The 12,253-nt window shown below is 60.8% G+C and carries 11 protein-coding genes; 8 read left to right on the forward strand and 3 right to left on the reverse strand.

Going from position 1 to position 12,253, the window contains the following annotated elements; translation table 11 throughout:
• The first annotated feature begins 24 nt into the window (after nt 1-24).
• From araD1 to WA225_RS01070, 7 genes are all read left to right on the forward strand, one after another.
• Nucleotides 25-1,017: an AraD1 family protein gene (araD1, locus tag WA225_RS01040; protein ID WP_422606536.1), complete on the forward strand. Its 993-nt coding sequence runs from the start codon at nt 25-27 to the stop codon at nt 1,015-1,017.
• Between the two features lie 9 nt (nt 1,018-1,026).
• Entirely contained in the window at nt 1,027-2,607 is a 1,581-nt protein-coding gene (locus tag WA225_RS01045) for an aldehyde dehydrogenase (NADP(+)) (protein WP_422606537.1), read from the forward strand.
• Between the two features lie 179 nt (nt 2,608-2,786).
• A complete protein-coding gene (locus tag WA225_RS01050) occupies nt 2,787-3,098 on the forward strand; it encodes a DUF5629 family protein (protein WP_422606538.1) in 312 nt (103 codons plus the stop codon).
• A complete protein-coding gene (locus WA225_RS01055) occupies nt 3,085-4,260 on the forward strand; it encodes a lactonase family protein (RefSeq protein WP_422606539.1) in 1,176 nt (391 codons plus the stop codon). The genes WA225_RS01050 and WA225_RS01055 overlap by 14 nt, the downstream gene beginning before the upstream one ends.
• 156 nt (nt 4,261-4,416) lie before the next feature.
• The gene (locus WA225_RS01060) at nt 4,417-4,596 is read left to right on the forward strand and encodes a hypothetical protein (protein WP_026000548.1); all 180 of its coding nucleotides are present in this window, start codon (nt 4,417-4,419) and stop codon (nt 4,594-4,596) included.
• Between the two features lie 357 nt (nt 4,597-4,953).
• Nucleotides 4,954-5,166: a hypothetical protein gene (locus WA225_RS01065; protein WP_422606540.1), complete on the forward strand. Its 213-nt coding sequence runs from the start codon at nt 4,954-4,956 to the stop codon at nt 5,164-5,166.
• On the forward strand, nt 5,163-5,420 hold the full coding sequence (locus WA225_RS01070) for a hypothetical protein (protein ID WP_422606541.1): 258 nt from the start codon (nt 5,163-5,165) through the stop codon (nt 5,418-5,420). The genes WA225_RS01065 and WA225_RS01070 overlap by 4 nt, the downstream gene beginning before the upstream one ends.
• A gap of 133 nt (nt 5,421-5,553) precedes the next feature.
• On the opposite strand, the gene WA225_RS01075 is transcribed toward WA225_RS01070, so the two are convergent.
• Genes WA225_RS01075 through WA225_RS01085 form a run of 3 tightly spaced genes read right to left on the reverse strand, consistent with a single transcriptional unit; the run spans nt 5,554 to nt 11,017 of the window.
• A complete protein-coding gene (locus tag WA225_RS01075; RefSeq protein ID WP_422606542.1) occupies nt 5,554-6,138 on the reverse strand; it encodes a glutathione S-transferase in 585 nt (194 codons plus the stop codon).
• On the reverse strand, nt 6,135-9,776 hold the full coding sequence (locus WA225_RS01080) for an AAA family ATPase (RefSeq protein WP_422606543.1): 3,642 nt from the start codon (nt 9,774-9,776) through the stop codon (nt 6,135-6,137). The genes WA225_RS01075 and WA225_RS01080 overlap by 4 nt, the downstream gene beginning before the upstream one ends.
• Nucleotides 9,773-11,017, reverse strand: a complete 1,245-nt coding sequence (locus WA225_RS01085; RefSeq protein WP_422606544.1) for an exonuclease SbcCD subunit D C-terminal domain-containing protein — start codon at nt 11,015-11,017, stop codon at nt 9,773-9,775. The genes WA225_RS01080 and WA225_RS01085 overlap by 4 nt, the downstream gene beginning before the upstream one ends.
• Nucleotides 11,018-11,424: 407 nt before the next feature.
• Between WA225_RS01085 and WA225_RS01090 the strand changes: the two genes are divergently transcribed.
• A partial coding sequence (locus tag WA225_RS01090; RefSeq protein WP_422606545.1) for a filamentous hemagglutinin N-terminal domain-containing protein occupies nt 11,425-12,253 on the forward strand: 829 nt, incomplete at its 3' end.

The raw sequence follows: 12,253 nt of genomic DNA on the forward strand, positions 1-12,253 counted from the left end.
AGTTTTGTAGACAGGAGAGGACATATGCATCTGGTTCAATTCGAATTAAGCAACCGCGAACGCCGCGTCGGCGTGGTCGACAACGGTCTGGTGCGCGAAGTGCAAGACGCCCGCAGCACGCGCGATCTGGCGCTGGCCGCCATCGAGGCCGGCCACTCCCTTGAGCAGCAAGTGCACACCCTCGGTCTCGGCATCAGCCACGACTATGCCGAACTGCTCGCGCAACTGCGCATCCTGCCGCCCCTCGACCACCCGGACCCGGCGCACATGCTGGTCAGCGGCACCGGTCTGACGCATCTTGGCAGCGCCTCGGCGCGGGATAAAATGCACCAGCAGGCTGGCGACGAAGCGGCGATGACCGACACCATGCGCATCTTCAAATGGGGCGTGGAGGGCGGTAAACCGGCGGCGGGGCAGGCCGGCGTACAACCGGAGTGGTTCTACAAGGGCGACGGCAGCATCGTTGTGCGTCCGGGCCAACCTTTCCCGGTGCCGCCATTTGCGGAGGATGCCGGTGAGGAACCGGAGATGGCCGGCCTCTACCTCATCGGCAACGACGGCAAGCCCTATCGCCTGGGCTTCGCAGTCGGCAATGAGTTCTCCGACCACATCATGGAACGCAAGAATTACCTGTACCTCGCGCATTCGAAATTGCGCAGCTGCAGCTATGGTCCGGAACTTCGTACCGGTGAACTGCCTCAACACCTTGCCGGCACCAGTCGAATTCTGCGCGACGGCGAAGTGCTCTGGCAGAACGAGTTTCTCAGTGGCGAGGCGAACATGTGCCACAGCCTCGCCAACCTCGAATACCACCACTTCAAATACAGCCAGTTCCTGCGTCCCGGCGACGTACACATTCACTTCTTCGGCACCGCGACCCTGTCGTTCGCCGATGGCATTCGCACGCAGCCGGGCGACGTTTTCGAGATCAGCCAAGCCGAATTCGGCGCGCCGCTGGTCAATGGCATCGTTTCGGTTCCAGCCGCTTTTGCGCCGGACAGCATCGGCACCCTTTAAGGAGATCCCATGACTCAGATTCTCGGTCACAACTACATCGGCGGTCAGCGCAGCGCGGCTGGCGACGTCAAACTGCAATCCGTTGACGCCACCACGGGCGAACAACTGCCCCACGATTTCATCCAGGCCACGGCTGAAGAAGTTGACGCCGCCGCCAAAGCCGCCGCTGCCGCGTACCCGGCCTACCGCAGCCTCAGCGCCGAACGCCGCGCGCAGTTTCTCGACGCGATTGCCGATGAACTGGATGCCCTCGGTGATGATTTCGTCGCCGTGGTCTGCCGCGAAACAGCGTTGCCGGCCGGACGGATTCAAGGTGAACGCGGACGCACCAGCGGGCAAATGCGTCTGTTCGCCAAAGTGCTGCGTCGCGGCGATTTCTACGGGGCGCGGATTGATCTGCCATTGCCGGACCGCCAGCCATTGCCACGTCCTGATCTGCGCCAATACCGCATCGGCCTCGGCCCAGTCGCGGTGTTCGGCGCGAGCAACTTTCCATTGGCATTTTCCACCGCTGGCGGCGACACCGCTTCGGCACTGGCCGCCGGTTGCCCGGTGGTGTTCAAGGCCCACAGTGGTCACATGGCCACGGCTGAACTGGTCGCCGATGCGCTGATTCGTGCGGCAGAAAAAACCGCCATGCCTGCCGGCGTGTTCAACATGATCTACGGTGGTGGCGTCGGCGAATGGCTGGTCAAGCATCCGGCGATTCAGGCCTTAGGTTTCACCGGTTCGCTCAAGGGCGGTCGGGCACTGTGCGACATGGCCGCTGCGCGCCCGCAGCCGATCCCGGTGTTTGCCGAGATGTCGAGCATCAACCCGGTGATCATCCTGCCGCAGGCACTTGCCGAGCGTTCGGAAACCGTCGCCCGCGACCTGACCGCTTCGGTGGTGCAAGGCTGCGGTCAGTTCTGTACCAATCCGGGGCTGGTGATCGGTATTCGCTCGCCGCAGTTCAGCGCGTTCGTGCAGCAAGTCGCCGGTTTGATCGGCGATCAACCGGCACAAACCATGCTCAACGCCGGCACCCTCGGCAGCTATGGCAAAGGTTTGCAGAAGCTGTTGGCGCATTCCGGCATCGAGCATCTGGCCGGCAATCCGCAGCAGGGCAATCAGGCCCAGCCGCAATTGTTCAAGGCCGATGCCAGCCTGCTGATCGATGGCGATGAAGTGCTGCAGGAAGAAGTCTTCGGCCCGACCACGGTGATTGTCGAAGTGGCCGACAAGGCGCAACTCAGCGCTGCGTTGCATGGCCTGCACGGGCAACTGACTGCGACGATCATTGGCGAGCAGGCGGACTTCGAACGTTTCCCTGAGCTGACGCCATTGCTGGAGCAGAAGGTCGGGCGGATCCTGCTTAACGGTTATCCGACCGGTGTCGAAGTGTGCGATTCGATGGTGCACGGCGGGCCGTATCCGGCGACGTCCGATGCCCGTGGCACCTCGGTGGGCACACTGGCCATCGACCGTTTCCTGCGCCCGGTGTGCTTCCAGAACTACCCGGACAGCTTGTTGCCCGAGCCGCTGAAAAACGCCAACCCGCTGCGCATCCAGCGCCTCGTTGATGGCAAGCCCTCGCGCGACGCGCTGTAACTGCCAGCCAATATCCCCTGTGGGAGCGAGCTTGCTCGCGAAAGCGGTGTATCAGAAACATATTTGTCGACTGACACACTGCATTCGCGAGCAAGCTCGCTCCCACAGGGGTAACAGCGGGGCCTCTGGATCACATTGAGCTATCATTGGCCCTTTCCCCCCTAGAAAGACTGTTTGCCATGACTGCCCAAACCCTTCTCAACGCCCTCGAACACTGCGGCATGGTCGAAATCGACGGCTTGCATGCCTTCGAATTCGCCCTCGACGAAGACGACAACCTGCACATCGAATGCATCGATGGCCGCGCGGCCAAGCATTGGGAATTCACCCCGGCGCAGGTTGCAGCGGCAACGTTTGACGAAGACCTGCAGAGCTGGCTGGTCATTGGTTATGCCAGCGACACCAAAACCACTGGCGAACACCGCCTGGTCTGCCTTGGCGATGTAGTCAGCAGCAGCGACGACGAGGATGACAATAATGAAAATGAGTAAATTCTGGCCGCTGCTGATGGCCGGCAGTGTCGGTGCAATGGGCCTGTCCACGGCATCTGCGGAAAGCTTCCAGTTGCTGGTCGGCTCCTACACCGCCGGCACCAGCCAGGGCATCTATCGCATGAACTTCGACAGCGCCACCGGCCAGATCGACGCCAAGCCGCTGCAAGTGGTCAAGAGCGAAAACCCGTCGTGGCTGACCCTGTCCAAAGACCAGCATCGCCTGTTCGTGGTCAATGAAAACGGCCCGGGCCAGAAAGACCCGGTCGGCCGCGTCAGCAGCTATTCGATCGATCCGAAAACCCACGCCCTGACCCTGATCAGTCAGGTGCAGAGCCTGGGCAACGAGCCGACGCATTCGAGCCTCAGCGGTGACGCCAGCCACCTGTTCGTCAGCAACTATTCGGTGATGGAAGACCCGGGTGGAACGCTGGCGGTATTGCCGGTCGGTGCCGACGGCAAGCTCAAACCCGTCGTGCAGATGAGCGCGCACCCGGCGAGCCGCGTCAACCCGGAGCGTCAGGCGTCGAATCACGTGCACTCGACGGTCTCATCGCCGGACGGTCGCTATGTGTTCTCCAATGACTTGGGCGCGGACAAGGTGTTCATTTACCAGTTCGACCCGAAAGCCAACCCGGACCTGCCGCTGACCCCGGCGAAAACGGCATCGGTGTCCATGCCTGCCGGCAGCGGCCCGCGTCATCTATTGTTCAGCGCTGATGGCAAACACGCCTGGCTGACCATGGAAATGAGCGCGCAGGTTGCGGTGTTCGACTACCACGACGGCGTGCTGACCCAGACGCAACTGGTCGATCTGGCCGCCGGTCAGCCCACTTCGGACAAGGCCGGCGCCGCATTGCACGCTTCGGCGGATGGCAAGTTCCTCTACGTCAGCAACCGTGGCACTGCCAATCAACTGGTGGTGTTCGCGATTGATCCGGCGTCCGCACAGCTCAAAGAGCTGCAAAAGCGTTCGGTGGAAGGTGATCACCCGCGCGAATTCGGCCTCGATCCAAGTGGCAAATTCCTGCTGATCGCCAACCAGAAGAGCAACCAGATTGTCGTCGTCGAGCGCGATGGCAAGACCGGTCTGCTCGGCAAAACCGTGCAAAAACTGCCGATGGACGCCCCGAGCGATCTGAAGTTTCTAGTGCGACAATAAGCCACAGGCCCCGTTTTGCGGGGCCTGTCTCTTTGTATTAATCGCGCTGATATCCGGTAATGCTACAAAGCATTTCAAGCGATCAGCCCTCGAGCGTTAAGTTTGCTTCACAGCCCAACCGGGCAAGCAAGCCAACCGAACACGAGGGTTACCGCCATGAACTTCAATCTCTTCTCCGTTATCGCCGCTTCCGCCATCTCCGCCACCGTGGTACTGCCAGCCGGTGCCAACGTTGAAATCGCCAGCAAAAAATCCCACACCCAGAGCTACACCCAGAAATACCTGCAACAGAGCGCCAACTTCTACGCTGCTCTGGATCACAAAGCCCAACACTGAAATGCCCATTGCGCACAACTCCCTGTAGGAGCTGCCGAAGGCTGCGATCTTGATCTTGCCCTTGGGATCGTTCCCACGCTCCGCGTGGGAACGCAGCCCGTGACGCTCCGCGTCACTGGACGCAGAGCGTCCCGAGAGGCATTCCCACGCTGAGCATGGGAACGATCAGATCGCAGCCTTCGGCAGCTCCTACACGTGTGCGTGTGTTTTTCGCAGCACGATAGGTTTGTTTAAGCAGGCAAATAGACTGGCTAAATAATCAACGAAGCTGATGTTTACTATGGCAAACCCTGAGTGGTTGCCACGGCTTTTTTGATTGATTCTGTGGACATCGAAACATGCCCACGGGAGAACACCATGGCCAGCGCAATCCTTCATTCAGCCAAACGCGGCGCCTACCTGGCCATCGGTCTGTACCTGGCCGTGGTGTTGTTCGTCAGCATTGCTTCGCAGATGGAACACAGCTTCGAAGCGCCGATTCAAGTCGACCACCCCGGCATCCAGTTCGAGGTCCGCTCGCAAGGCGTGATGGTCGACCGGGCCGAACTCGCGGGAGTCGGCGGCGCATGAAAGGCTACAGACTTTGGGTGATCGCCGGTTTGGCGTTCTTCACCAACGGCGCCTCGTTATTAGGCATCGGCCAAGGCTCGGTGGGCGCATTGGCCCGGGCCATAGAGTCCAATCACAACATTGCGCACAACATCGAACGGGCGAACACGCTGGGGCTGATGGCCGGCAATCCGCCGGTAAAAGTCTCGGCGGATTTTCTCGGGCCGTTCGAAGTGGATTGCATGGCGCTCGGCATGTGCAACGCGCTGGCTTAGACGACGCGATTGATCGTTCCCACGCTCCGCGTGGGAATGCAGCCCCGGACGCTCCGCGCCCGATTGGAACGCAGAGCGTCCCTTGAGGCATTCCCGCGCAGAGCGTGGGAACGATCAAGCAGGAAGGTAAGGGTTACTTCCTCATGATCGAGGTGAAGAGTTCGGATTCGAGGAAACGCTGCAACCAGGCCTGTAAGCGAACATAAGGTGTCTGCGCAAACCACTCACGATCGACATGGGCAAACTGCCGAACGAAGGGCAGCAGGGCGATATCCGCCAGGCTCGGATGATCGGCCAGCAGATAATCGCGATCGTTGAGCAGCACTTCCAGCCGCTGCAAATACACCGCGCCTTCAGCCCGATAAACCTCCATCGGCTGCTCGGGATAACGCTCGGCATACTTGTAGCAATTCAACTGCACCTTAAACCCGTGATCATTCGCCTCGATCAATTCAGCAATCCGCGAGTCGCCATCAAGCAACCAACCCTGCGGATCATTCTGCGCCAACGCCCAGCGCATGATCTCCAGGCTCTCATCAATCACCCGCCCACCTGCATCCAGCACCGGCACCGTACCCTTGGGCGAGATCGCCAGCATCTCGGCCGGTTTGGCCTTGAGGCTGACTTCGATGATGGCCACCGGCACACCCGAATAGCGCAACGCCATCCGCGCGCGCATGGCGTACGGGCAGCGGCGGAAGGAATACAGCGTGTTCATTTCACCTCCAGCGTGCTCAAACCGTTGCCTTGACGCTGCACCTGAATCTGCACCGGAATCCGTTCGTGCATTTCCTGCACATGGGAAATCACCGCGACCTTACGGCCCTGCGCCTGCAAGCCATCGAGCGCATCCATGGCCAGTTGCAGCGACTCTGGATCGAGGCTGCCGAAGCCTTCGTCGATAAACAGCGATTCGATCTTCAGCGTACTCGACGCCATCGACGCCAGGCCCAGTGCGAGGGCCAGCGACACCAGGAACGTTTCGCCACCGGACAACGAATGCACCGAGCGCAGTTCGTCGCCCATTTCCGTGTCCATCACCAGCAGGCCGAGCATGCTGCCGCCGCGTTTCAGGCGATAGCGCTTGACCAGTTGGCGCAGTTGCACGTTGGCGTGATGCACCAGCAAATCGAGGTTGTAGGCCTGGGCGATCTTGCGGAAGGTGTCGCCAGTGGCCGAGCCGATCAGGGCACTCAGTCGCGCCCAGCGTTGATACTCGGCGTAGGCTTCGGCGATCTGCTTGGCCAGCGCTTGATTGGCGTTCTGCCGGCGCTGATCTTCAACCTGTTCGGCACGCAGTTCGGCGCATTGTTGCTCGCTGACGCTGAACTGGTTCTGCAAATCGCTCAGGGCCGTGGTCAGTTGCTCGGCATCAAGATTGCCGTTGTGCTGCGCCTGATGATCGAGCAGACGCTGGTCACGCTCCTGCAACAATACCTTGGCCTGTTCGATGGCTTTTTCATTGAGCTGCAAGCGCTGGCGCAATTGCGCGACTTGCTCATCATCGACTCGCAACAAGTCTTCGAGGCCGCCGTCATCCAGCTCCGGATGACGAGCGCGCCAGTCGGCAATCTTGCTCGCCAGATCCTTTTCCTCGCTGTCCAGCGCCTGCAAACGCTGTTGCTGCGCCTTGAGTTCAGCGGCGATCTGCACAATCTGCGTGCGTACGTTTTGCAGATCCTGAGCCGTGCCGGTTTCCGCCGCGCGCGCTTGTTCCACAGCCTGTTCCAGTTGCTGCTGCCAGTGCTCGGCGCTGCTGTGGTCGCCAAGCAATTGCGCAAGCTTCTGCTGGCAGAGTTGCTGCTGCTCGGCCAACGCATTGAACTGTTGCTCAGCCGTTTGCGCTTGCTGGAGGCGGGTCTGCTGACGGTCCTGCTCTTTCTCCAGCGTTTGCTGACGCTGTTGCTGCTCGGTCAGTTCTTCCTTCTGCTGCTCGAGTTGGGCCAGACGCTCGGCGATCTGTCGGTCGAGCTGCATGAAGGTCGCCGCCGGCTCGCGACGCAAGGCCTCAAGGGTCTCGGCCGGCAGCACATTGCCGAACGCCGTCAGTTCCTCGTCGAGACGCTGCCGATCGCTGCTCAATTCGCGCTGCTGATTATTGAGGTTCTGCGCTGCTTGCTGATGTGCGGTTTCGGCCTGACGCAATTGCTGGGTCAGACGCGCGGCATCCTGTTGCAGGGTGAGCAGGGCGCTCTGGCGTTGCTCGTCCTGGGTAATGCTCTGGTTCAGTTGCTCGTTTTGCCGGAGCAGCCAGGCATCGCGCTGGGCGGCGTCCTGATTGAACAACTGCGCGGACAGCGGATGCGCATCGAGGCTGGGCGCCAACGCTTGCTGCTGGGTCGCCAGTTGTTCTTGCTGTTGCAGCAGTTCTTTCTGCTGAGCAATGACGCCACCGACTTCGGCACGCAGCTCGATGAGCTTTTCCTTGAGCTGATCGACCACCTGCTGAGCATTGGCCTGCTCGCTTTCATCATGCCGACCGAGGCTTTGCAGCAGCGCTTCGGGCTGATGATACGGATGCTCGTTGCTACCACAGACCGGGCACGGCTGATCGTCCTGCAACTGCGCGCGCAATTCTTCGACACTGGCACTGCGCGCCAGCCGCTGGCGCTCAAGCAGCTCGCGGGTGACGTTGAGGGTTTGCTCGGCGACGGTCAGCTCGGCTTTGCTTTTCACGCCGTCCTGAGTCAGGCGTTCGCGCTCCTGCTGCGCGCTGAGCTGGCGTTGTTGCAGCTCGCGGCTGCGCTTGTCCAGATCCTGTCGCGTGGTCCACAGGCGCGACAGCTCTTCGAAGGCGCGCAACTGTTTGCGGTTGTCCTGCAACAGCGTGCCAAGGATGCCGATCTGCTCGGCGACAGCGTCGGGTTCGGCGCCGGCCTCTTTGAACAGCACTTCAAGTTGCTGTTTTTGCGTGGTCAGCTCTGAGGCACTGCGCGCGGCGTTCTCTTCGAGGCTCGCCAGCTCGGCCTGCCCCTTGTTCAGGCGATTGCCGATAAGCATCAACTGTTGCAGGCGATCGCGGTAGGCATTCCACGCGTCGCTCAACGGCGCCAGATGAGTGCTTTGCTCAAGCTCGGCGGCGATGCGTTGCAGGCGCTCGCCGACCTGGGTCTGTTTTTCCAGCAAGGCTTGGATTGCGTTCTGGCCCTCGGTACAAGCTTGCTGCGCATTGGCTTGGGCTTCAGCGCACGCGGCGACTTCTTTGGCCAGGCGGGCGAGGTTACTTTGTTCTTCGAAGGCCTGACGCAACAGCGGCGCGTTTTCCGACTGGCGCTGCTGCGCTTCGCTCAGGGCGACTTTCGCCGCTTGGAGATTCTGCTCCAGTTGTGTCTGACGCTCGGTCAGCTCGCTGTGTTGCTGCGTGTGCGCAGCAATCTGTGCAGCCAACGGCGCCAACAGCGCATCGAGTTCGGTTTTACGCGCGAACTGGTGCCGCTGCGGGCCGAGCTGCTCCAGTCGCGTCAGTTTTACCCGCTCGCCGGCCAGACTTTCCGAATGCTGTTGCGCGCTGTGCAGTTGCTCGGTGGCGGCTTGCTGCGCGTCCTGCAACACCCGCAAATCCTTGAGCCAGGCGTGCTGTTGCTCAAGCTGTTTGAGCTGCGCCTGCTGCAACTTCAATTGCTGTTGCGCAGCATTGAAGCGCTCGTCCAGCTCGGCCCGGGCCTCGGGGGCCAGCGGGGTCACGCCGGTGGCTTGATCCTGCAACAGCTTGTGCGCTTCGCGGGCTTCTTTGGTCTTGTCAAAAGCGCGGCGGCCGAGGCGGGTGTACAGCGCGGTATCGGTGAGTTTTTCCAGCAGTTCGCTGCGGTCGTTGTCGTCCGCTTTGAGGAACGCACTGAACTCGCTCTGCGCCAGCAGCACGGCACGGGTGAACTGTTCGAAGTTCAGGCCGAGCGCGGCTTCCAGTTGCGTTTTGTATTCGCCTTTCTGGCTGGCGAGCAGTTGATCCTGATCGATGTCACGCAGGCTCTGACGACTGGCCTGCAGCTTGCCGCCCGCCTTCTCGCGCGCACGGTTGGCTTCCCAGCGCGCCCGATAGCGACGGCCGTCGACACCGACAAAATCCACTTCGGCATAACCTTCACCGGTGCCGCGACGTAGCAAAGTGCGCGGGTCGCCAGTGGCTATTTCACCGTCAGCATCCGGAACCTTGGCGTCACGGCCGGTATTGTTCAGACGCGGCACGGCGCCGAACAACGCCAGACACAATGCATCGAGCAGGGTGCTTTTACCGGCACCGGTCGGGCCGGTAATCGCAAACAAACCGGCACTGGCCAACGGTTCGGCGGTGAAGTCGATCTCGAACGGGCCGGCCAGCGAGGCGAGGTTCTTCAAGCGAATGGCGAGAATCTTCATGGCTGCTCGCCCTCCAGTTGTACGTCCTGCAGCAGTTCGGCGAAGTCCTTCAGCGTCTGCTCGTCGACCTCGCTGCCATAGTTGTCGAGCCAGGCGCGGCTGAACAATTCCTGTGGCGTGAGTTGGTCGAGTTCGATCAGCGCAGTGCCGTCCTCGGCGCCATCCGCGCCTCGGTTGCCGGCGTATTCAGCGGCAATGCGCACCAGACGCACGGCTTTGCCTTGCAGAGCGCTTTCGACTTGATGGCGCAGATCCGGCTGCGGCTCGTCGAGGGTTACACGCACTTCCAGCCACGGCTGGCGTTGGGTTTCGGCGAGCAGGTCGATGTTCGGCAGGTCGGCCAGTTGCAGCAGGATTTCGGCCAGCGGTGCCGGGCCGATGCGCTGCAGGTTGACCGAACGCGGAATCAGTTTCGGCTCGACGCTGACCAGGGTTTCGCCATCGAGGGTGACGTCGAGAATCTGGTGCTGGTAGCCAGTCTCCGAGAACGACAACGGAATCGGTGAACCGCTATAGCGAATGCGCTCCTCACCGTTGACCTTCTGCGGTTTGTGCAAATGGCCGAGGGCGACGTAACTGATGCTCGGCCCGAACAGGCTGGCGGGCAGGGCTTCAGCGTTGCCGATGATCAGGCTGCGTTCGGAGTCTTCCGACACCGAACCGCCAGCCATGTGCGCGTGGCTGATGGCGATCAGCGCCTGACCGGGTTTGCGCTTGGCGTTCGCCGCTTCGATCAGCCACTCATGCACCTGACCGATGCCACGCAAATAGTTGTCGCCCAGATGCGCGCCAGTCACCTCCGCCGGGCGCAGGAATGGCAGCGCCAGACACCACGCGGCAATTTCGCCTTGGGCATTTGGCAGTGGCAACAGCAAGCGGTCGGCATCCAGTTGCCCGTCATCCAGCCACAGCACCCGACCCAGCGCGTGGGTGCGCAAACGGCGCATCAACGGCGCGGGCAGTTCGATCCGCGAGCCGGAATCGTGGTTGCCGGCAATCATCACGATGGTCAGCAATGGCTGCTGTTCGTGGGCGCTGACGATGAAATCGTAGAGGCGTTCCTGGGCTTTGACCGGTGGGTTGACCGTGTCAAAGATGTCCCCGGCAATCAGCAGCACATCCGGCTGCGCCAGTTGCAGTTGGCGCAGCAGCCATTCGAGAAAACAGGCGTGCTCGAAATCGCGCTCCTGGCCATGCAGGTTTTGCCCAAGGTGCCAGTCGGAGGTGTGGAACAGACGCAAGGTGGACTCCGCAACAATTAAAGAGGTGATGGCCGCAGGTGAAATGAGGGCGGCGAAAGAGGGGAGAGTTTACAGATTATTGCGGTGGGAGGGCTTGTTGTGCGGGTGAGCGACGACTCACGAGGACGCGTTTCAATTAATACCGCTCATCGGAAGAGATGTCTCGGTCTATTCATAAATTGACGTCAAAATAGTGGCCATCTAATATCGCGCCACTATTTTGATACTAGTGCGCTGCTACAAGGGACTCAACCGAGGTTTAGCGATCTGCCTGTGATCGACTTTGTCATTACATCACCTCCCTTTGCCCTTTTTTTACGCTGATCGGCGTCAACGTTCGCCTGTCAGGAAGTACTGCACTCGCCGTCAATCCGACTATCGCCGCCCGTTGCAATGAGATTTACGACATGGACGTTCGCCAATACGCCTTTCTTGCCCGTCAGCCTGCTGCTGCCGTAAAAAAACGCGAGTCTTTCCTCGGCATGCCCAAGCGCGGGCTGGCGTTTCTGCTGGCCAACGTGATGTTCTGGCAACCGATGTGGGCGCAGGCCGACGGCATCGTGGTGGCCAACCCGAATACCTCGCTGGATCGCGCCGGCAATGGCGTGCCAATCATCAACATTGCCACGCCCAATGCCAGCGGGCTGTCGCATAACCAGTTCCACGACTACAACGTCGGTGCGCAGGGGCTGATTCTCAACAACGGTTCGACGCAGAATAATCTGACGCAGTTGGGCGGCCACATCATCGACAACCCGAACCTGAAAAACAGCGGTTCGGCACAGGCGATTCTCAACGAAGTCATCAGCGGTAATCCAAGCCAGTTGCGCGGCTACACCGAAGTGGCGGGGCAGTCGGCGCGGGTCATTGTTGCCAACCCTTACGGCATTACCTGTAATGGCTGCGGTTTCATCAACTCGCCGCGCGTGACCCTGACCACCGGTAAACCGGTGCTCGACAACGGTCGGCTGGATCGTTTTCAGGTCGATCAGGGCTCGGTGGCCATCGAAGGCGCGGGCCTTAACGCGACCAACGTCGATCGTTTCGAAATCATCACCCGTAGCGCAAAAATCAATGCCGAGATTCAGGCGCAGAATCTGACGATTGTCGCCGGTCGCAACGACGTCAACGCACAAACCCTTAACGCCACCGCGCGCGCCGACGACGGCAGCAGCAAACCGCAACTGGCCATCGACTCTTCAGCGCTGGGCGGCATGTACGCAGGCGCGATCAAAC

The organism is Pseudomonas sp. (genome assembly GCF_049300855.1).
Classification (GTDB): domain Bacteria; phylum Pseudomonadota; class Gammaproteobacteria; order Pseudomonadales; family Pseudomonadaceae; genus Aquipseudomonas.